General features: G+C 61.9%; 17 protein-coding genes. 7 read left to right on the plus strand and 10 right to left on the minus strand.

What is annotated here, in order from left to right; genetic code table 11:
- Positions 1 to 239: 239 nt before the first annotated feature.
- The 6 genes from argR to acs form a co-directional block, all read right to left on the minus strand.
- The gene (argR, locus tag RIN61_RS04130) at positions 240 to 1,220 is read right to left on the minus strand and encodes a transcriptional regulator ArgR (protein ID WP_112253158.1); all 981 of its coding nucleotides are present in this window, start codon (positions 1,218 to 1,220) and stop codon (positions 240 to 242) included.
- Between the two features lie 98 nt (positions 1,221 to 1,318).
- A complete protein-coding gene (locus RIN61_RS04135; protein ID WP_025340127.1) occupies positions 1,319 to 2,083 on the minus strand; it encodes an ABC transporter ATP-binding protein in 765 nt (254 codons plus the stop codon).
- A 22-nt stretch (positions 2,084 to 2,105) separates the two neighbouring features.
- The gene (locus RIN61_RS04140) at positions 2,106 to 2,804 is read right to left on the minus strand and encodes an ABC transporter permease (protein ID WP_313855906.1); all 699 of its coding nucleotides are present in this window, start codon (positions 2,802 to 2,804) and stop codon (positions 2,106 to 2,108) included.
- Complete coding sequence (locus RIN61_RS04145; RefSeq protein ID WP_003260113.1) at positions 2,801 to 3,490, minus strand: ABC transporter permease; 690 nt, start codon at positions 3,488 to 3,490, stop codon at positions 2,801 to 2,803. Before RIN61_RS04145 ends, RIN61_RS04140 begins: the two co-directional genes overlap by 4 nt.
- Before the next feature lie 88 nt (positions 3,491 to 3,578).
- Positions 3,579 to 4,364 (minus strand): ABC transporter substrate-binding protein, encoded by a 786-nt coding sequence (locus tag RIN61_RS04150; protein WP_112253160.1) that lies wholly within the window; start codon positions 4,362 to 4,364, stop codon positions 3,579 to 3,581.
- 635 nt (positions 4,365 to 4,999) lie between these two features.
- Positions 5,000 to 6,961, minus strand: a complete 1,962-nt coding sequence (acs, locus tag RIN61_RS04155; protein WP_112253161.1) for an acetate--CoA ligase — start codon at positions 6,959 to 6,961, stop codon at positions 5,000 to 5,002.
- Positions 6,962 to 7,358: 397 nt separating this feature from the next.
- On the opposite strand from acs, the gene RIN61_RS04160 reads away from it, so the two are divergent.
- Positions 7,359 to 7,613, plus strand: coding sequence for a DUF2790 domain-containing protein (locus RIN61_RS04160; protein WP_003260110.1), 255 nt, complete (start codon positions 7,359 to 7,361; stop codon positions 7,611 to 7,613).
- 153 nt (positions 7,614 to 7,766) lie between these two features.
- Here RIN61_RS04160 and RIN61_RS04165 read toward each other — a convergent pair whose 3' ends face one another.
- The gene (locus RIN61_RS04165) at positions 7,767 to 9,326 is read right to left on the minus strand and encodes a sigma-54-dependent transcriptional regulator (RefSeq protein WP_112253162.1); all 1,560 of its coding nucleotides are present in this window, start codon (positions 9,324 to 9,326) and stop codon (positions 7,767 to 7,769) included.
- 256 nt (positions 9,327 to 9,582) lie between these two features.
- Here RIN61_RS04165 and phhA point away from each other — a divergent pair, with 256 nt between their 5' ends.
- From phhA to RIN61_RS04190, 5 genes are all read left to right on the plus strand, one after another.
- Entirely contained in the window at positions 9,583 to 10,371 is a 789-nt protein-coding gene (phhA, locus tag RIN61_RS04170; RefSeq protein ID WP_112253163.1) for a phenylalanine 4-monooxygenase, read from the plus strand.
- Positions 10,372 to 10,410: 39 nt separating this feature from the next.
- Positions 10,411 to 10,767 carry a 4a-hydroxytetrahydrobiopterin dehydratase gene (locus RIN61_RS04175; protein WP_112253164.1) on the plus strand — a complete coding sequence of 119 codons (357 nt, stop codon included), beginning with the start codon at positions 10,411 to 10,413 and terminating at the stop codon, positions 10,765 to 10,767.
- A 283-nt stretch (positions 10,768 to 11,050) separates the two neighbouring features.
- Positions 11,051 to 11,776 carry a tyrosine-protein phosphatase gene (locus RIN61_RS04180; protein WP_207876877.1) on the plus strand — a complete coding sequence of 242 codons (726 nt, stop codon included), beginning with the start codon at positions 11,051 to 11,053 and terminating at the stop codon, positions 11,774 to 11,776.
- Between the two features lie 177 nt (positions 11,777 to 11,953).
- The gene (locus tag RIN61_RS04185) at positions 11,954 to 12,082 is read left to right on the plus strand and encodes a hypothetical protein (RefSeq protein ID WP_015271274.1); all 129 of its coding nucleotides are present in this window, start codon (positions 11,954 to 11,956) and stop codon (positions 12,080 to 12,082) included.
- Between the two features lie 91 nt (positions 12,083 to 12,173).
- Positions 12,174 to 13,361 carry an MFS transporter gene (locus tag RIN61_RS04190; RefSeq protein ID WP_112253166.1) on the plus strand — a complete coding sequence of 396 codons (1,188 nt, stop codon included), beginning with the start codon at positions 12,174 to 12,176 and terminating at the stop codon, positions 13,359 to 13,361.
- 123 nt (positions 13,362 to 13,484) lie between these two features.
- On the opposite strand, the gene ydiJ is transcribed toward RIN61_RS04190, so the two are convergent.
- Positions 13,485 to 16,505 (minus strand): D-2-hydroxyglutarate dehydrogenase YdiJ, encoded by a 3,021-nt coding sequence (gene ydiJ / locus RIN61_RS04195; RefSeq protein WP_112253167.1) that lies wholly within the window; start codon positions 16,503 to 16,505, stop codon positions 13,485 to 13,487.
- A gap of 152 nt (positions 16,506 to 16,657) precedes the next feature.
- Between ydiJ and RIN61_RS04200 the strand changes: the two genes are divergently transcribed.
- Positions 16,658 to 17,542, plus strand: a complete 885-nt coding sequence (locus tag RIN61_RS04200; RefSeq protein WP_039612606.1) for a LysR substrate-binding domain-containing protein — start codon at positions 16,658 to 16,660, stop codon at positions 17,540 to 17,542.
- Between the two features lie 175 nt (positions 17,543 to 17,717).
- On the opposite strand, the gene RIN61_RS04205 is transcribed toward RIN61_RS04200, so the two are convergent.
- Positions 17,718 to 19,136, minus strand: coding sequence for an amino acid permease (locus tag RIN61_RS04205; RefSeq protein ID WP_181457367.1), 1,419 nt, complete (start codon positions 19,134 to 19,136; stop codon positions 17,718 to 17,720).
- 746 nt (positions 19,137 to 19,882) lie between these two features.
- The gene (gene rluB / locus RIN61_RS04210) at positions 19,883 to 20,950 is read right to left on the minus strand and encodes a 23S rRNA pseudouridine(2605) synthase RluB (protein WP_112253169.1); all 1,068 of its coding nucleotides are present in this window, start codon (positions 20,948 to 20,950) and stop codon (positions 19,883 to 19,885) included.
- Positions 20,951 to 20,975: the final 25 nt, after the last annotated feature.

The following is a 20,975-nucleotide window of genomic DNA, read 5'->3' on the forward strand; positions in this document are numbered from 1 at the left end:
CAGCGCAAAACCCAGTTTTGACAAGGCTTTCGGCAATGCGACAAACACTGTCGCAATCGCGCAGTGTACGGGAGAGAGGGGGCTGGGTGAACGGGTGTTCACATAAGAATGGATACTGCCTGTGCCGGCCTCTTCGCGGGTAAACCCGCTCCCACAGGCTCTCCACAGAACCGGAAGATTGTGCGAACCCTGTGGGAGCGGGTTTACCCGCGAAGAGGCCGGCACAGGCGAAGGAAAACTCAGCCTTTTTCGGCAGGCGCCGAGCTCAGCTCGAACGGACTACTGCTACGCCGCTGGTTGCGATCCTCCCGCGGCGTTGCACCAAAGAAGTTGCGATAGGCACTGGAAAAATGCGGCCCCGAGGAGAAGCCACAGGACAGCCCGATCTGGATGATCGACTTGCTGGTCTGCATCAGCATCTGTCGCGCCTTGTTCAGCCGCAGCTCCAGGTAATACTGGCTCGGCACGCGGTTCAGGTACTGCTTGAAGATGCGCTCCAGCTGCCGGCGTGACACGCACACGTGCTGGGCAATTTCGTCGGTGGTCAGCGGCTCTTCGATGTTGGCCTCCATCAGCAGCACCGCCTGGGTCAGCTTGGGATGGCTGGAGCCCAGGCGGTTCTGCAGCGGAATGCGCTGGCGCTCGCCACCCTCGCGGATGCGCTCGACCACCAGCTCCTCCGACACCGCCCCGGCCAGTTCCGCCCCGTGGTCACGGGCCAGCACTGCCAGCAGCAGGTCGGTCACGGCCATGCCGCCACAAGCAGTCAGACGATCGCGATCCCAGTCGAACAGATGGCTGGTGGCGATCACCTTGGGAAAGCGCTCGGCAAAATCATCCTGCCAGCGCCAGTGCACCGCAGCCCGGTAACCGTCGAGCAGGCCCAGCATGGCCAGAGGGTAGACCCCGGCCGACAGGCCGCCGACCATGCAGCCACTGCGCGCAAGCTGCTTGAGCGCCGACGACAACGCCGCCCCCACCGCCGACGGCTGCTCGTCAGCCAACAGGAACAACTTTTGACACCCCTCAAGGCGGCCATTCCACGGCTCGCCCGGCAGGCGCCAGCTACCCTCTTGCGCCGGTTCCGCCTGCAGGAAGACCAGCTCGTAGGACACCTCCGGGTGCACCCGCTGCGCCACCTGCAACACTTCCTCGGCCAGCGCCAGGGTCAAGGGCCTGGTACTGGGCCAGATGAGAAAACCGATTCGCTGGGTGGTCATAGGGTGCGGTCCGAAACCTGAGGTCGTTCGAGTCTGTGCGCCGGGTCAGGCTGCGCTCGCCGCGCAGCATGCCCTATTCTGGTGCAAAAATGCAGTTTTTACTTGAGGCTGCCGGAGAGGAACTGCTTCAGGCGCTCCGACTGCGGGTTGGCCAGCACCTCGCGCGGGCAGCCGGTTTCTTCCACCAGGCCCTTGTGCAGGAACACCAGCTGGTTTGACACCTCACGGGCAAAGCCCATTTCGTGAGTCACCACCACCATGGTGCGGCCTTCCTGGGCCAGCGCCTGCATCACCTTGAGCACATCGCCGACCAGCTCCGGGTCCAGCGCCGAGGTCGGCTCGTCGAACAGCATGACCTCCGGCTCCATGGCCAGCGCCCGGGCAATTGCCACACGTTGCTGCTCGCCGCCGGACATGTGCCCCGGGAAGGCGTCCTTGCGATGGGCGACACCGACCTTGGCCAGATAGTGCTCGGCCTTTTCCAGGGCCTCCTTGCGGTTCACGCCCAGCACGTGCACCGGCGCTTCGATGATGTTTTCCAGCGCAGTCATGTGCGACCACAGGTTGAAGTGCTGGAAAACCATCGACAGGCGCGAGCGCATGCGCTGCAGCTGACGCGGGTCGGCAGCCTTGAGCGCGCCGTCCTTGCCCGGTACCAGCTTCAGCTCTTCGTTGTTGAGCAGGATCTTGCCGGCGTGCGGCTGCTCCAGCAGGTTGATGCAGCGCAGGAAGGTCGACTTGCCCGAACCGCTGGAGCCGATGATGCTGATGACATCGCCTGCCTTGGCCGACAGGGACACGCCCTTGAGCACTTCATGGCTGCCGTAGCGCTTGTGCAGGTCTTGGACTTCGAGTTTGTACATGCTGTCGATTCTCACAAAGCGGTCAGTGCTTGCGCGGCGCCAGGTAGCCGAGCCAGCGGCGTTCGGCCATCTTGAACAGGCGCACCAGGATGAAGGTCAGGCACAGGTAGAACACGCCCGCCGTGATATAGGCCTCGAAAGGCAGGTAGTACTGGGCATTGACCGCGCGCGCAGCGCCAGTGATGTCGATCAGGGTGACGATCGACGCCAGGCTGGTGGTCTGCAGCATCATGATCACTTCGTTGCTGTACTGCGGCAGCGCCCGGCGCAGGGCCGACGGCAGCAGAATGCGCCGGTACATCTTCATGCGCGACATGCCCATGGCCTTGGCCGCCTCGATCTCGCCATGCGGTGTGGCCTTGAGGCTGCCGGCGATGATTTCGGCGGTGTAGGCACTGGTGTTGATGCCAAACGCCAGGCAGGCGCAGAAGGTAGCGCTGGACAGCAGCGGCCACAGGAAGCTTTCGCGCACCGCCTCGAACTGCGCCAGGCCGTAGTAGATCAGGAACAGCTGCACCAGCATCGGCGTGCCGCGGATCACATACGTGTAGAGCCAGGCAACCAGGTTGACTGCCGGCTGCTTCGAAACCCGCATCAGCCCCAGCGGAATGGCCGCCAGCAGCCCGAAGAACAGCGAAATCGCCAGCAGCTTGAGAGTGGTCAGCAGGCCGCCGAAGTACATCGGCAGTGCCTCCCAGACGACGTTGTAGTCGAAGATCATAGTTCAGCCACCTTGACGCCAACCGAGTAGCGGCGCTCGAGATACTTCAGGGCCAGCAGCGAGATGCTGGTCAGCACCAGGTACAGGGCCGCCACCGCCAGGAAGAAGGTGAAAGGCTCGCGGGTGGCGTCTGCCGCCTGCTTGGCCTTGAACATCATGTCCTGCAGGCCGACTACCGAAATCAGCGCGGTGGCCTTGGTCAGCACCAGCCAGTTGTTGGTGAAGCCCGGGATCGCCAGGCGAATCATTTGCGGCACCTGGATGCGGAAGAACACCTGGCGGTTGCTCATGCCATACGCCACGCCCGCTTCGGCCTGGCCTTTCGGAATACCGAGGAACGCACCGCGGAAAGTTTCCGACAGGTAGGCACCAAAGATGAAGCCCAGGGTACCGATACCCGCGATCAGCGGATTCAGGTCGATGTAGTCTTCATAACCGAGCAGCGGCGCAACCCGATTGATGATGTCCTGCCCGCCGTAGAAGATCAGCAGGATCAGGACCAGGTCCGGAATGCCACGAATCACCGTGGAATACAGATCGCCCAGCCAGGCCAGCCAGCGCACCGGCGACAAGCGCAGCGCCACACCGATCAGGCCGAGCACGATGGCCAGGGCCATCGACGACAGGGCGAGCTGAAGCGTCAGCCACGCCCCGTCGAGGATGACTGCCCCGTAGCCTTTCAACATGATGAGGTCCTCGACCTAGAGAATGAAAAATGGTGCAAACCTCAGAGCCTCTGCTGTTTGCACCATTGCACAGGTGAAACCCGACGTCTTAGTTCGAGTCTGGACCGTAGATGTCGAAGTTGAAGTACTTCTTCTCGATTTCTTTGTACTTGCCGTTGGCGCGGATGGCGTCGATGGCAGCGTTGATGCGGTCGACGTTGGCCTTGTCACCCTTGCGCACGGCAATACCGATGCCGTCACCGAAGTACTTGGCGTCGGTGAAGGACGGGCCTACGAAGGCGAAGCCCTTGCCGGCGTCGGTCTTGAGGAAGCCGTCTTCCAGCAGGGTGGCGTCAGCCACGGTGCCATCGAGGCGGCCAGCTGCCACGTCCAGGTAGATTTCGTTCTGGGTGCCGTAAGGAACCACGGTGGCACCTTTGGCGCCCAGTACTTCCTTGGCGAAGCGGTCGTGGATCGAACCGCGCTGCACACCAATCTTCTTGCCCTTGAGCTCATCCAGACTTTCACTGACGGCGGTACCTTCCTTCATCACCAGGCGCGCCGGGGTCAGGTAATAGCGCTTGGTGAAGTCGACCGATTTCTTGCGGTCGTCGGTGATCGACATGGACGACAGGATGGCGTCGATCTTGCGCACTTTCAGCGCCGGGATCAGGCCGTCGAACTCTTGCTCGACCCAGGTGCACTTGGCTTTCATCTCTTCGCACAGGGCGTTGCCGATGTCGTAGTCGAAACCGGCGATGCTGCCGTCTGGCTGCTTGAAGGCGAAGGGTGGGTAGGCGGCTTCGATGCCGATTTTCAGCGGTTTTTCATCGGCCTGCGACACCAGGGAAAACACGGACAGCGCCAGGGCGCCAAGCAGTGCGAGCTTCTTCATCAGGTAACTCCATCGGTACGAAGCAATACAAGGCAGGTAACGGCTGCCCGATATGCGAATGGGTACAACGCGAGCCGCGCAGGGTTCGACCAAGGTCGCAGACCACGAGCGAGTGAGTGGCATTTTAACGACAGCCCGGTAGTCGATATTTCTTCAAAGCGACAACTACTTACAGAAGCGCTTGAAACGGCAGCGGGCGATGTTGACAGCCATTGCAAAATATGCAAAAGCGCAAGAAATAGAACCTATAGTACTAGCAATTCCCGGGCCTATTATTGGCAAAGCCTTGTATTACGGCAAGTGCAGCGTGCCGAGTCGCAAAAAACGCTGCGAAAACGCCCCGAAACAGGCCGGAATTGTTTCCTGCCGCCCCGATATTGTGCGGCGTCGGTGACAGAACAGTTACCGATGAATGTCGGGTAACAGTAAAGCAAAAACCCCGCCGGTTGCCCGGGCGGGGTTCTTGTTGGCTGATCTCACAGATACAGTACAGGCCTCAGGCGCATGCCTTACCCTGTGGGAGCGGCTTCAGCCGCGAACACCGGCAACGCCGGTGCCATCCACCGCGCTGGGTTCTTCGCGGCTAAAGCCGCTCCCACAGGAATTGAACAAAGCCGCGCTTCCCTGCTTCGCAATCAGGCAGAAGCCAGGCTCATCGCCTTGTGGGTATCGATCAGGTGCTGCACCACGCCCGGGTCGGCCAGGGTGGAGATGTCACCCAGTGCATCGTACTCACCCGTGGCAATCTTGCGCAGGATGCGGCGCATGATCTTGCCCGACCGGGTCTTCGGCAGCCCCGGCGCCCACTGGATCACATCCGGCGAGGCGATCGGGCCGATTTCCTTGCGCACCCAGTTCTTCAGCTCCAGGCGCAGCTGCTCGCTGGCCTCGATACCGGCATTGAGGGTGACATACACATAGATGCCCTGCCCCTTGATGTCGTGCGGCACACCCACCACCGCAGCCTCGGCCACTTTCGCATGCGCCACCATGGCACTCTCGATCTCGGCAGTCCCCATGCGGTGACCGGATACGTTCAGCACGTCATCCACGCGACCGGTGATCCAGTAGTAGCCATCCTCGTCGCGGCGCGCACCGTCGCCGGTGAAGTACATGCCACGGAAGGTCTTGAAGTAGGTATCGACGAAACGGTCGTGGTCGCCGTACAGCGAACGCGACTGGCCCGGCCAGGAGTCGAGGATCACCAGGTTGCCTTCGGCAGCGCCCTCGATCAGATTGCCCAGGTTGTCCACCAGCGCCGGCACCACACCGAAGAACGGGCGGGTTGCCGAGCCCGGCTTGAGGCCGGTAGCACCCGGCAGCGGGCTGATCAGGATGCCGCCGGTCTCGGTCTGCCACCAGGTGTCGACGATCGGGCAACGCTCCTTGCCCACGGTCTTGTAGTACCAGTTCCAGGCTTCGGGGTTGATCGGCTCACCCACCGAGCCCAGCAGGCGCAGGCTGGACCCATCGGCACCTTCAACAGCAGCCTGCCCTTCGGCCATCATCGCGCGGATGGCGGTCGGCGCGGTGTACAGGATGTTGACCTTGTGCTTGTCGACGATCTTCGACACGCGGGTGATGTCAGGGTAGTTCGGCACGCCCTCGAACAGCAGGGTGGTGGCGCCATTGGCCAGCGGGCCGTAGACAATGTAGCTGTGGCCGGTGACCCAACCCACATCGGCGGTGCACCAGTACACCTCGCCCGGGCGATAGTCGAACACACGCTCGTGGGTCAGCGCTGCGTATACCAGGTAGCCGCCGGTGGTGTGCAGCACGCCTTTCGGCTTGCCGGTAGAGCCGGAGGTATAGAGGATGAACAGCGCTTCCTCGGCACCCATCTCTTTCGGCGCGCAGTGGCTGGAAGCGACTTTCATCAGGTCTTCGTACCAGATGTCGCGGTGCTGGTGCCAGGCAATGTCGCCACCGGTGCGCTTGCACACGATGATCTTCTGCACACTGTTGGTTTCAGGGTTGGTCAGCGCCAGGTCGACGTTGGCCTTGAGCGGGGTACGCCGGCCACCACGCACGCCTTCGTCGGCGGTGATCACGATCTTGGACTTGCAGTCGATGATACGGCCGGCCAGCGCCTCGGGCGAAAAGCCGCCGAACACTACCGAATGGATCGCACCGATACGCGCACAGGCCAGCATGGCGACCACGGCCTCGGGGATCATCGGCATATAGATGGTGACCACGTCACCGCGGTGCACATCCTGGCCACGCAGGGCGTTGGCGAACTTGCAGACCTGCTCGTGCAGTTCGCGGTAGGTGATGTTGCGGTGTTCGGAAGGGTCGTCGCCTTCCCAGATGATGGCCAACTGGTCGCCGCGCTCTTCGAGGTGGCGGTCCAGGCAGTTGGAGGAAACGTTCAGAGTGCCGTCGGCGAACCATTTGATATCGACGTGATGGTCGTCGAAGGAGGTCTGCTTGACCTTGGTGAACGGCTTGATCCAGTCGATGCGCTGGGCCTGCTCGCGCCAGAAGCCGTCCGGGTTGATCACCGACTGCTGGTACATGGCCTTGTAGGTGGCCTCGTCGGTCAGGGTGGTGGCCGCAACCTCGGGACGAACGGGATACAGTGGAGCCGCACTCATCTGTGTTACCTCGGTGTAATAGTTGTTTTTGTATGGAACCGTTTGTAACTGTACCAGAGCGACAAAAGCCATTCGACGTTGGTAGTAATTTGGTACGCCCGTTCTGGCAAAGCGCTCTGGCACGCACCTTACAGCCCAGGCGAGAAAAAAAGGGGGCGCTTGCCAGAGGATTGTTACAGATTCTGTCAAAACACTTTATCAAAAGACCCACTGTTTCGGCCTTGGCCCCAGCCATAAAATTCACCTCGCCAGCAACGGCAAGGCGATTAACAACTGGTAACAGCCCCCACGAAGGCAAGCGTTAATCCCCATCCAAACCCGATAGTTAAAACTAGCAATACTCGCGGCGCCATAAGCGCCGCGTGCCCCCTCACGACCTTAGACAGGTAAATTGAAAATGAAAGCTTTACTGGTATTGGTACTTGGCAGTCTTTGCGGCGCGGCGATGGCCGGCGAAGCCAAAGATGCCGAGCAGATTCCGGTTGAACAGTACAGTTACTCGCAGCACCTGGACATTGCTCGCGTCATTTCCATGAGCGAAGTGCCCAATGTGTGCGAAGTCGTGCCCGCCCGCATGACCTACGAGGACTCCAAGGGCCAGAAGCACATTCTCGAATACCGCGTGATGGGGAACGGCTGCTCGAACGGCTGATACCTTGTGAATTGGGGGCCCAGTGGGCCCCTATCGCGACACAAGGCCGCTCCTACAAGTATTGCGCAGCTTTCAAGTCAGGCGCAGTACCTGTAGGAGCGGCCTCGTGTCGCGATAGGACTGCGCAGCAGTCCCAGGTTCTTTGCCAAACAACTAATCTACAGACTTGTTAAGCGAATAATCTCTTAACTTGTTTGCAATGGTCGTATGCGAAACACCCAATCTTTTCCCTAAAGCCCGACTACTGGAAAACTCTCCCATCAAACTTTCCAGCACCGCTTTTTCAAAGCGCCCGACAATCTGCGAAAGATCCCCATCCAGCGAAAACTCACCCAGCGGTGGGCGCACGCCGTAATCCGGCAAACGTATATGTTCACTTTTGACCACGCCGCCTTCGCATAACGAAACCGCCTGGAACAACACGTTTTCCAACTGCCTCACATTACCCGGCCAATGATACTGGCCGAGTTTGTCCATTGCCGCCGGCGCCAGGCGCGGCATGGCGCAGCCGATCTGTCGGCTGGCCTGGTCGAGAAAATGCTGCACCAGCCCTTCCAGGCCATCCATGCATTCGCGCAATGGCGGAATGTGCAGCGACAACACATTGAGCCGGTGATACAGGTCCTGGCGAAACTCGCCACGAGCACACAATTCGGACAAATCCACCTGGGTCGCGCAGATCACCCGCACATCCAGGTACACCTCTTCATCACTACCTACGCGACGGAAGCAGCCATCCTGCAGAAAACGCAGCAGCTTCACCTGCAGGCGCGGGCTCATCTCCCCTACCCCGTCGAGGAACAGCGTGCCACCGGCAGTCAGTTCCAGCAGCCCCAGCTTGCCCTCGGCCCGCGCCCCTTCGAATGCCCCGGGGCCGTAACCGAACAGCTCGGTCTCGGCCATCGATTCGGGCAACCCGGCGCAGTTGAGCGCCATCAGCGGTGACTGGCCGCGCGGACTGGCCAGGTGGCAGGCACGCGCCAGCAGCTCCTTGCCGGTGCCGGTCTCGCCCTCGATCAGCAATGGCGCGTCCAGCGGGGCCATGCGCCGCGCCTCGCGTACCACCGCAGCCATCACCCGCGAGCTCTGGAAGATGCTGTCGAAACCGCGCAACTCCTGCTTGCGCACGTTGTAGATGCGCTCACCGATACGGTCAGCGCGGTGCAGGGTCAACACCGCACCAGCCAGCGCCTCGCTGTCGTCGTGCTCGGACTGCAGTGGCGCGATATCAGCCAGGAACACATCGCCCTTGACCTTGATGCGCAGGCCGTTGATACGCGACTTGTTGGCCCGCACCAGCTCTGGCAGGTCGAAGTCCTCCACATAGCGCGCCAGCGGCATGCCCGGCACCTCGTCCACCCGCACTCCCAGCAACTGCGCAGCGGCGCGGTTGGCGGCGACAATGCTGCCGCCCATGTCGATCGACAGCACCGGGAAGTCCAGCGCCCCCAGCAGCGCATTCAGCTCCATGTGCCGGCGTTCGCTGGGCATCAGCCCCACGCGCTTGACACCGAATACCCCGGCGATCGCCTCGAACTTCGGTCGCAGCGCCTGGAACTGCAAATTGATCAGGTTCGGGCAATGCAGGTAGATGGCGTTGCCATGGTCACCGCCCACCTCGCCGCGCAGCACGTTGATGCCGTACTCCACCAGCAGGTTGAGGATGTCGCGCAGGATGCCAATACGGTTCTGGCAGTGCACTTTGATACGCATGAAGGCTCTCGAAGCGCCAATGTTTTTCAACACCGCGCGGAAAAGTCGTAAAGATAAGCTGACAAAAACAGCCGAAGCTTCAGCCTGATGCCTCGGATTTTCCGACACTTGCACCTTTTTGTAAAATTATCGTTACGAAAACATCGCCAAAAGCCAACACCTTCCACGGGCCAACCCCGTGCAAAGTGGCCAGCGAAGGGATATTCCTTGGGTATGTCCTGCACATAACAAGAAAAGCCCTCACCAGGAGAGCCACATGAAACAGACGCAATACGTGGCACGCGAGCCCGATGCGCATGGTTTTATCGATTACCCGCAGCAAGAGCATGCGGTATGGAACACCTTGATCACCCGTCAGCTGAAAGTGATCGAAGGCCGCGCGTGCCAGGAATACCTGGACGGCATCGACCAGCTCAAGCTGCCCTATGACCGTATTCCGCAACTGGGCGAGATCAACAAGGTGCTGGGCGCCACCACCGGTTGGCAGGTTGCCCGGGTGCCGGCGCTGATCCCTTTCCAGACCTTCTTCGAACTGCTGGCCAGCAAGCGCTTCCCGGTGGCCACCTTCATCCGCACTCCGGAAGAGCTGGATTACCTGCAGGAACCCGATATCTTCCACGAGATCTTCGGCCACTGCCCGCTGCTGACCAACCCCTGGTTCGCCGAATTCACCCATACCTACGGCAAGCTCGGCCTGGCCGCGACCAAGGAACAGCGCGTGTACCTGGCACGCCTGTACTGGATGACCATCGAGTTCGGCCTGATGGAAACCGCGCAGGGCCGCAAGATCTATGGCGGCGGCATTCTCTCGTCGCCAAAGGAGACCGTCTACAGTCTGTCTGACGAGCCCGAGCACCAGGCCTTCGACCCGATCGAGGCCATGCGCACACCGTACCGCATCGACATTCTGCAACCGTTGTATTTCGTGCTGCCGAACATGAAGCGCCTGTTCGACCTGGCCCACGAAGACATCATGGGCATGGTTCACAAAGCCATGCAGCTGGGCCTGCACGCACCGAAGTTTCCACCCAAGGTCGCTGCCTGAGCGACCTTGCCGATAACAACTCGAACCGGAAAACACCACATGAATGCCTTGAACCAAGCCCATTGCGAAGCCTGCCGCGCCGACGCACCCAAGGTCACCGACGAAGAGCTGGCCGAACTGATTCGCGAAATCCCGGACTGGAACATCGAAGTACGTGACGGCCACATGGAGCTGGAGCGCGTGTTCCTGTTCAAGAACTTCAAGCACGCCCTGGCGTTCACTAATGCCGTGGGCGAGATCGCCGAAGCCGAAGGCCACCACCCGGGCCTGCTGACCGAGTGGGGCAAGGTCACTGTGACCTGGTGGAGCCACTCGATCAAAGGCCTGCACCGCAATGACTTCATCATGTGCGCACGCACCGACAAGGTTGCCGAGGCTGCCGAAGGCCGCAAGTGACACCCTGCCCGTAAACCTGACTGCGGCGTACATGCCGCGGCCAGGTTCATACACGCCGGCTCCACGCTTCTGTCATACCCAATCGCCCAATGCCTGTCTCTCTCGGAATCAGCCGCTGAAACGGCTGTCGCGCATATCTGAAACTAGGCGCTCTTCAAATCCGCGAGACAGAAAATGTCTCCTATCCTCGTACAATCCCGAACTGAAAACTGCGCTTGGCGCTTCGCAAAAAGCCTGCGCCAGCCCAGATGTCTTCAGGCTTGATACACCACGCTTGCCCAGCATGGACAACTTTCGTGATGTAGCGGGAACCGTCACGGCATACTCTACCTGCCACGGAACCCTACGCAGCAATGCGTTCTACCGCAGCAACGCCGTGATCCCCTCCGCTGCCGACATGCTCCTGCTGGAGGAACTTGGCATTCGCGCCATTTTCGACCTGCGCGCTGACCAAGAGATCAAGGCAGAACCAGACATGATCCCCAGCGGCGCTACCTATCGGCAGTTCAATGTACTGCGTGAGCGTTTCGAAAGGACCGACCTCAGTACATTCAGCTTTGAGAGCGGTGAACAGACAGCCGCATTCATGGCGGATGTAAATCGCGACTTTGTGCAGAGCGCTGCAATTCGAGAGGTGTTAGGCGAAGTCCTGACGACAATGGCTGAAACCCAAGGCCCGGTATTGTTCCACTGCTCCGCAGGCAAAGATCGAACCGGCTGGGTTTCGGCACTGTTGTTGAGCATTGCAGGTGCCGATGAGGCCACGCTCATGAACGATTACCTGGCAACCAACACCTACACCGCCCAGCGCATCAACGCTGCGCTGGTAGCCATGCCAGAGGAAACCAGGGCCATCTACGCTCCGGTCATGGGCGTCGATGCGCACTACCTGAACGCCGCACTCGAACAAGTAGCGATCGTTTACGGTGACATGGACAACTATCTGCTCAATGGCCTGAACCTCACCCGGCAGTTACTCGGCGATTTACGCAGCAAACTGCTGATGTGACCCCAAGGGCCGCTGCAGTCAGCGGCCTGCCCCGGTCCGGTATCCGCCCGCAAAACCGACAAATGAACGGCAAAAAAACCAAACTGTCATCCAGACTTGTGTATCCTGCCCTTGCTTCGCGAAGCCTCAAACGCGCCTGGCGCAGACTTTTCACTCACACTTGCGAGGAACGACGAGATGCATGAAATCCCGAATCTTCCCTTCCCAAGCCTGAACCCAGAAGAGCCAACCGTGACCGTTCACGCCGAACCGGCAGCTGCCGTCGAGCAGGATGGTGACGATCAATCCAGCGCTGACCAGGAATAACCGCGCATCCCCCGACTGTGTGAAAACGGCTGACCTGCGGGCTACCCCCGTCATCACGTTTTCACACCGTCCAGAACCCACGTAGGCCCTCATGCCCCACTCACCGCGCCCCCTTGCGGTTACCCTGCAAGTCGTCTCCATCGTCCTCTTCACCTTCATCGGCTACCTGAACATCGGCATCCCGCTGGCCGTATTGCCTGGCTATGTGCACAACGACCTGGGCTTCAGTGCCGTGGTCGCGGGCCTGGTGATCAGCGTGCAGTACCTGGCCACCCTGCTCAGCCGCCCCACCGCCAGCCGCATCATCGACAACCACGGCAGCAAGAAGGCGGTCGTGTATGGCCTGGCCGGCTGCGGGCTCAGCGGGGTGTTCATGCTGGCCTGCGCCTTCCTCACTCACCTGCCCTGGCTGAGCCTTGCCTGCCTGCTGGTCGGCCGCCTGGTGCTCGGCAGCGCCGAAAGCCTGGTGGGCTCCGGTGCGATTGGCTGGGGCATTGGCCGCGTAGGTGCCGAAAACACGGCCAAGGTCATTTCCTGGAACGGCATCGCCAGCTATGGCGCGCTGGCCATCGGCGCTCCGTTGGGCGTGCTGATGGTCAAGGGCCTGGGGCTGTGGAGCATGGGCGTGAGCATCATCCTGCTGTGTGCACTCGGCTTGCTGCTGGCCTGGCCCAAACAGGCCGCACCGATCGTCAGCGGCGTGCGCCTGCCATTCCTGAGGGTGCTGGGCAAGGTGTTCCCGCACGGCTCGGGGCTTGCCCTGGGCTCGATCGGCTTTGGCACCATCGCCACCTTCATCACCTTGTATTACGCCAGCCGTGGCTGGGCCAATGCGGCACTGACCCTGAGCCTGTTCGGCGCCAGCTTCATCAGTGCACGACTGCTGTTTGGCAACCTGATCAACCGGCTTGGCGGGTTCCGGGTGGCGATCGCCTGCCTGTCGGTGGAAACGCTTGGGCTGCTGATGCTGTGGCTGGCGCCCAGTGCCGAACTGGCGTTGGCGGGGGCCGCGCTGAGCGGGTTCGGCTTCTCGCTGGTGTTCCCGGCGTTGGGCGTGGAGGCGGTGAACCAGGTGTCGGCGGCCAACCGTGGGGCGGCGGTGGGGGCTTATTCGCTGTTCATCGATTTGTCGCTGGGAGTAACCGGGCCGCTGGTGGGCGCGGTGGCGGCAGGGTTCGGGTTTGCTTCGATGTTTCTGTTTGCTGCTGCGGCGGCGGCCTGCGGGCTGGTGTTGAGCCTGTATCTGTACAGGCAGGTGCGGCGGCAGCGGGGCCTCTAAAAACAGGGGGCGCTTTGCGCCCCTTTCGCGACACAAGGCCGCTCCTACAAGAAAAACGCGGTCTCTTGTAGGAGCGGCCTTGTGTCGCGATGGGCTGCAAGGCAGCCCCCGGGGCCGTGAAGGTCAGCGCTGGGCGTACTGCAGCACCACTTCCAGCGGGTGGCGCATCTGCCGCTCGGTCATGCGCTTGACCTGGCTGCGGCACGAGTAGCCCGTCGCCAGCGGCTCACCTTCCTTGTCCAGCTTGGTCGCCCACGACTGCTCGAAGATGGTCCGCGAAGTGTCCTGGTTACGCGCCTCGTGCCCATAGGTACCCGACATACCGCAGCAGCCAGTCGCCTCGGTCACCAGCTTCAGCCCCAAACGGGCGAACACCTGCTCCCACTGCCTGGTGCTCGCCGGCACATTGGTCTTCTCGGTGCAGTGCGCCATCAGGCGGAAGTTACCCGGCGCAGTCGGCGCCTGCTCCGGCAGCACATCCATCAACCACTCCTGCGGCAACAGCACCTGCGGGCAACCATCCAGGCCCGGTACTTTCTGGTACTCCTGGCGATACACCAAGGTCATCGCCGGGTCCAGGCCCACCAGCGGCACGCCGCACTCGGCCAGGGCCTTGAGCTGGGTGGCATTGCGGATCGCTGCCTTGGCGAACGCCCCAAGGAAGCCCTGAACATGCAGCGGCTTGCCGTTGGCACTGTACGGCGCCAGGAACACCCGGTGGCCCAGGCGGTGGGCCAGGTCGATGAAGGCCGACAGCAGCGGCGTTTCGAAGTAACGGGTGAAGGCGTCCTGCACCAGCACGATGCTGCGCTCGCGCTGCGCTGGAGTCAGCTCTCGCAGGGCCGGTACCGTGGCCACGCCAACGCGGCAGCGGGTCAGGGTGGCCTGGAAGTTGAAGCGGCTGATCAGCGGGCTGTCGACCATGCCGACCTTGTCGGCCAGCAGCTTGCTCACCCACTTCGAGCCCATCACCGCGTTGTACAGGCCTGGCGCGTGGGCCAGGTACGGGATGGTGAATTCCAGCGAACCGATCAGGTAGTCACGCAGCGGGCGCTGGTAGCGGCCGTGGTACAGCTCGAGGAAGCGCGAGCGGAAGTCCGGCACGTTGACCTTGATCGGGCACTGCCCGGCGCACGACTTGCACGCCAGGCAACCGGCCATGGCGTCGTAAACCTCATGGGAGAAGTCTTCCTGGCCCTGGCTGCGCGCACGGTTGTTGCGCAGGCGTGCCGGCAGGCCCTTGAGCCACGACACCTTGTTGCGCGCAGCCGCCAGTACATCGATGTTGGCCTCGCCCTGCAGGCGCAGCCATTCGCGCATCAGCGAAGCGCGGCCCTTGGGCGAATGCTGGCGTTCACGGGTGGCCTTCCACGACGGGCACATGGCGTCGTTGGGGTCGTAGTTGTAGCAGGCGCCGTTGCCGTTGCAGTGCACGGCGCTCGGGAAGTCCTGCCACACGCGTTCGTCGATGGTGCGGTCGAGGTCGCCGCGCAGGGTCACGCCATCGACCTTGGTCAGGCCCTCGGCGCTGTCTGGCGGGGTGCAGATCTTGCCCGGGTTGAGCTGGTTGTGCGGGTCGAAAGCCCCCTTCAGACGCTGCAGCGCCGGGTAAAGCTCGCCGAAGTATTCCGGTACGTATTCCGAACGCAGGCCCTTGCCGTGCTCGCCCCACAGCAAGCCGCCATAGCTTTTGGTCAGTGCCGCCACGGCGTCGGAAATCGGCTTGACCAGTGCGGCCTGGGCCGGGTCCTTCATGTCCAGCGCCGGGCGCACGTGCAGCACGCCGGCATCGACATGGCCGAACATGCCATAGGCCAGGCCATAGCCATCGAGCAGCGCACGGAAGTCGGCGATGTAGTCGGCCAGTTGCTCAGGCGGTACCGCAGTGTCTTCCACGAACGGCTGTGGGCGCACTTCGCCCTCGACGTTCCCCAGCAGGCCCACCGAACGCTTGCGCATGGTGTAGACGCGGGTCACCGCCTCGGCGCCCTCGGCCAGGGTGTGGCCCAGGCGCTCGACGCTGGTGTCGCTCTGCAGGTGCTGGATGAACGCTTGCACCTTGGCATTGACCTCGGCCGGCTGGTCGCCGCAGAACTCCACCAGATTGATGCCCAGGGTCGGTCGCTCGGGGTCGGCCGGGAAGTATTCGGCGACGCTGTGCCAGACGATATCCTTCATCGCCAGCATCAGCACCTTGGAGTCGACGGTCTCGATCGACAGCGGCTTGTGCGCCATCAGCGCGTTGGCATCACGCAGGGCATCCATGAAGCTGGTATAGCGCACGTTGACCAGCACGGCGTACTTGGGGATCGGCAGCACATTGAGCTTGGCTTCGACCACATAGCCCAGCGAGCCCTCGGCGCCGCACAGCACGCTATTGAGGTTGAAGCGGCCCTGCTCGTCGCGCAGGTGCGCCAGGTCGTAGCCAGTCAGGCAACGGTTGAGCTTGGGGAAGGTGGTTTCAATGAGGTCGGCCTGGGTTTCCTGGATGTCCCGCGCCATGCGGTACACCTCACCGATCCGGCCAGGCGCGGCACAGGCCTGTTCCAGCGCGGCATCGTCGATCGGCAGGCTGTGCAGGCGCTCGCCACCGAGCAGCACGCTGTGCAGCTCCAGTACATGGTCGCGGGTCTTGCCATAGGTGCAGCTACCCTGGCCACTGGCGTCGGTGTTGATCATGCCGCCGACAGTGGCACGGTTGGAAGTGGACAACTCGGGGGCGAAGAACAGCCCGTGCGGCTTGAGGGCCGCGTTGAGCTGGTCCTTGACGGTACCGGCCTGCACCCGCACCCAGCGTTCCTCGACGTTGATTTCGAGGATCTTGTTCATGTGCCGCGACAGGTCGACGACGATCCCGTCGGTCAGCGACTGGCCGTTGGTGCCCGTACCACCGCCGCGCGGGGTCAGCTTGACCTGCTGGAAGCGCGGCTCGGCCATCAGCGTGGCGACCCGCGCCACATCGTCGGCATCCAGCGGAAACACCGCCGCCTGTGGCAAGCGCTGGTAGATCGAGTTGTCGGTGGCCAGCACCGTACGGGTAGCGTAGTCGGCACTGATCTGGCCACGGAAGCCACTGTTGCGCAGGGCTTCGAGGAATTCGGGGTAGTTGGCGCTCGGGGCAACGGTCGGCAGCTGGGCGATCATCGAAGGATGGCCTCTTGATATGGGCTAATTCACGGGATTCCTGTCGTTCCGGCATGGATGCAGCCATGCAAGGATGACGTACAGGCCAATGTTCCTGTAGTTTCGCTTCAGGGGCAAACGGATAATCCTGCCGCTATTGATGACTTTCATGAATGAATTACCGCCATCTGACCCCGTCCATGTCGTTGTTGCTGGCTTTCGAAGCCGCCGCCCGGCATGAAAGTTACACCCGCGCCGCCGCCGAACTGTCACTGACCCAAAGCGCAGTCAGCCGCCAGGTGCAGGCATTGGAGCAGCAATTGGGCCTGACCCTGTTCCGCCGCGAGGGGCGCCAGGTGCAGCTGACCGATGTCGGCCGCCTGTACCAGCGCGAGCTCAGCGAAGCACTGGGGCGCATCCGCAGCGCCACCCTGCAGGCATTGGCCTACCAGTCGGGGGTGGGCACCTTGCGCCTGGCCACCCTGCCAACCTTCGGCTCGAAATGGCTGCTGCCACGCCTGCACGCCTTCTACAGTGCCCACCCGGGCATGCTGGTGCACATACACTCACGCATCGAAGCCATCAACTTCGACACCAGCGAGATCGATGCCGCCATCGGCGTGGCCAGCCACGATCTGCCCGGGTTGATCTGCCATCGGCTGCATGCCGAGGAACTGGTGGTGATATTGCCGCCGGAGGCTGGCGCGGAAAGCCAGGGCTGGAGCCCGGCACGCATCAGTGAAGAGGTGCTGCTGAATGTGGCCAACAACCCGCATGCCTGGGGTGAATGGTTCTCGCATCATGGCCTGGCGCACCGGGCAATGCGCCTGGGCCCAAGCTTCGAACTGACCTCGCACCTGATCCAGGCGGTACGGGCCGGGATCGGCATCGGCCTGGTGCCGCGCATCCTGGTGGAGGAAGAACTCGCCAAGGGCGAGCTGTACAGCCCGGGGGTGGCGTTTGCCAGCCAGCGCAGTTATTACCTGATCTATCCGCCGCGCAATGAGGCATTGCCGTCGCTGCGAGCGTTTCGCAGCTGGTTGCTCGAACAGATCTGATTGTTGGCTGTGCCGGCCTCTTCGCGGGTAAACCCGCTCCCACAGGGACATCACCTGAGCTTAAAGCAGCGCTAAACCTGTGGGAGCGGGTTTACCCGCGAAGAGGCCGGTACAGGCAATAAAAAACCCGAAGCCAGTTCCTGACTTCGGGTTCTTGTACGCTATCTGCGGCACCTTACTTGGCCATGCCACCCGCAGCGACACCGCCATTCATCCGGCGACGCGGCTTGACCATGTACACCACGAACATCGCGAACACCCACAGCGGCATCACATACACCGACACCTGGATATCCGGGATCATCAGCATGATGCCCAGGATCAGCACCACGAACGCCAGGCAGATGTAGTTGCCATAGGGGTACCACAGCGCCTTGAACAGCGGCTTCTGGCCAGTGCGGTCCAGGTGCTGGCGGAACTTCAGGTGCGAGTAGCTGATCATCGCCCAGTTGATCACCAGGGTGGCCACCACCAGCGACATCAGCAGCTCCAGTGCGTTCTGTGGCATCAGGTAGTTGAGCAGCACCGCGAAGAAGGTCACGGCGGCCGAAGCCAGGATCGAACGCACCGGCACGCCACGCTTGTCGACCTTGGCCAGCGATGCCGGGGCATCGCCCTGCTCGGCCATGCCCAGCAGCATGCGGGCGTTGCAGTATGTGCCGCTGTTGTACACCGACAGCGCTGCGGTCAGCACCACGAAGTTCAACAGGTGCGCAGCCACATCACTACCCAGCAGCGAGAACACCTGCACGAACGGGCTGCTGCCATAGCTGCCACCGGACGCATCGATGCTGGCGACCAGGTTGTCCCATGGGGTCAGCGACAGCAGCACCACCAGGGCACCGACATAGAAGATCAGGATGCGGTAGATGACCTGGTTGATCGCCTTGGGGATCACGGTCTTCGGCTTGTCGGCCTCGGCGGCGGTGAAACCGAGCATTTCCAGGCCACCGAAGGAGAACATGATGAAGGCCAGGGCCATCACCAGCCCGCTGACACCGTTCGGGAAGAAGCCACCATGCGACCACAGGTTGGCCACTGTGGCTTCTGGGCCGCCGCTGCCGCTGGTCAGCAGGTAGGCACCCAGGCCGATCATGCTGACAATGGCCACCACCTTGATGATGGCGAACCAGAACTCGGCTTCACCGAAGAACTTCACGTTCATCAGGTTGATGGCGTTGATCAGCACGAAGAAGCCTGCCGCCGTGACCCAGGTAGGGATTTCCGGCCACCAGTAGTGAACATACTTGCCGACCGCCGAAAGCTCCGACATGCCCACCAGGATGTACAGCACCCAGCAGTTCCAGCCGGACAGGAAGCCGGCGAAACCACCCCAGTAGGTGTGAGCGAAATGGCTGAACGAGCCGGCCACCGGCTCTTCGACGATCATTTCGCCGAGCTGGCGCATGATCATGAAGGCGATGAAGCCGCAGATGGCGTAGCCAAGGATCATCGACGGGCCAGCGGATTTCATCACGCCTGCCGAGCCGAGGAACAGGCCGGTACCAATCGCACCGCCGAGGGCGATCAACTGGATATGGCGGTTCTTCAGGCCCCGCTTGAGCTCGCCTGAATGCATGTTTTGTCCACTCATGAACGAAGTCACCTGCATTGTTTTTATCTGTGACGGAATCGGACCCACCGCGCTCGTGGCGCAGCGGAATGGGCAAGGTGGTTACCTTGGGTTTCTTGACCTCAGGTGCCGCCGGGGCGGGTCAACCAGGCGTGATCAAGAGTGCGCGGTACGCAAAGGAGTCACAGGTAAAACGCGGCGCACTGTATACCCCTGCAAACGCGCAGGCGTCAACGCACTGCATCGTTTCCTCGGGAAAAAACGCAGCGATCCTGTGGTGTGGGCCTTGAGAGGCGGAGTGATCGGCGTACATGGCGCCTCCATTTGTTGTTTTGTCAGCCTGTCTCTGTGGACAGGCTTTTGCACACGGCAATGGCGGCTATAACACCGTGGGGCGGGGGTTTGGGCAAGGGTGGGAGAGGCTTGGCCGGCTGTCTTGTTGAGGAAGCGGCGGCAAGGTTTGTTTACATGATTCGACCAAATCTGAAATCCTGGCTGAAATCGACCACATTCGTACAATTTTCTTTACAAGGCGGTTCGAGAACTTGCCAGTCGTCCGAAAAATACTTTTTGTTCAATATCTTGGGGCCGCTTTGCGGCCCATCGCGACACAAGGCCGCTCCTACAGAGGCCGCGTCAATTTCGAGTATTGCGCGGTTCCTGTAGGAGCGGCCTTGTGTCGCGAAAGGGCTGCAAAGCAGCCCCAAAATCTCACAGGCATAAAAAAACCAGCCCGAAGGCTGGTTCTCTTTCAACGCAAAAGCCAATCAGCCACGCGGTTTGCCGCGGCCACGCCCTGCAGGCTTGTCACCCTCAGGCTTGGCCGGACGCTTGCGCATCTCGCTCGGGCGCTCGGCCACGGTGCTGCCACGGCTGGACTTGCGCGGGGCCTCTTCACGCGCTTGGCGCGCCGGGCGTTCGCCGGCAGCTGCACCTTCCTGAGCCGGGCGCAGGTTGCGCACGCGCTCGCCACGGCCCAGCGGGCGGGTCGATTTGCGCTGCAGGCGCTCCATCTTGTCCTTGGCCTTGAGCTTCATGGCTGGCAGCGCCACCGGTTGCAGGCCCACTTCAGCAGCGAGGATGTCGATTTCGCCTTGGGTCATTTCCCGCCAGCGGCCCATCGGCAGGTCGGAGTTGAGGAACACCGGGCCGAAACGCACGCGCTTCAGGCGGCTGACCACCATGCCCTGGGACTCCCACAGGCGACGCACTTCACGGTTACGACCTTCCATCACCACGCAGTGGTACCAGTGGTTGAAGCCTTCGCCACCGGGTGCCTTCTGGATATCGGTGAACTTGGCCGGGCCATCTTCCAGCATCACGCCGGCCTTCAGGCGCTCGATCATCTCGTCGTCGACCTCACCACGCACACGTACCGCGTACTCACGGTCCATCTCGTAGGACGGGTGCATCAGGCGGTTGGCCAGTTCACCGTCGGTGGTGAACAGCAGCAGGCCGGTGGTGTTGATGTCGAGGCGGCCGATGTTGATCCAGCGGCCTTCTTTCGGCCGTGGCAGGCGGTCGAACACGGTCGGGCGACCTTCCGGGTCGTCACGGGTGCAGATTTCGCCATCGGGCTTGTTGTACATGATCACCCGGCGGGTGGCCTCGGCGGCCTCTTCGCGCTTGATCAACTTGCCATCCACGGCAATGGCGTCGTGCAGGTCGACGCGCTGGCCGAGGGTGGCCTCGACGCCGTTGACCTTGATGCGGCCTTGGCTGATCCAGGCCTCGACGTCACGGCGCGAGCCAACGCCAATGCGCGCCAGCACTTTCTGCAGCTTTTCGCCGGATGGAGGGGTGATCTCGGTATCTTGCAGGTCTTGCTCACTCATCTGGGCACCTCCCGGTGTAGGAATG

Source organism: Pseudomonas inefficax (genome assembly GCF_032164165.1).
GTDB classification, from domain to species: Bacteria; Pseudomonadota; Gammaproteobacteria; order Pseudomonadales; family Pseudomonadaceae; genus Aquipseudomonas; species Aquipseudomonas inefficax.